Source organism: Dellaglioa sp. CoH-56-MRSF-11 (assembly GCF_056782135.1).
The window spans coordinates 1-249 of record NZ_JBXAYE010000149.1 but is presented as its reverse complement, the minus strand read 5'-3'; the positions used below and the strand labels follow the sequence as shown (position 1 = coordinate 249).

General features: G+C 57.4%; 1 protein-coding gene. It reads left to right on the top strand.

The window, feature by feature from the left end; all coding sequences use genetic code 11:
- On the top strand, positions 1–229 hold a 229-nt coding region (locus AC1RPT_RS08190; protein ID WP_481763057.1), incomplete at its 5' end, for a hypothetical protein.
- Between the last annotated feature and the right edge of the window lie 20 nt (positions 230–249).

The following is a 249-nucleotide window of genomic DNA, read 5'->3' as shown; positions in this document are numbered from 1 at the left end:
AAAGACTGAAGGTGTGATTGTGACGAAACGTCGGAGCGGTCTCACGTTCAACGACATCGAGGAAGGCGAGCTGTTCACAATCGGAGCCAACATCCGCGTCCGTTTCGGAAACGACGGCTATCTCGTGTGGACATCACCGGATTCGGGCTCTGCCGATTTCCGACGCACGTTCAACGGCAGCGAAGGCGTTAACCGGGTCACGCGTGTCGAGTTCGAGGTGGAAGAGTGAGCGAACCTGAGATCGTGCGC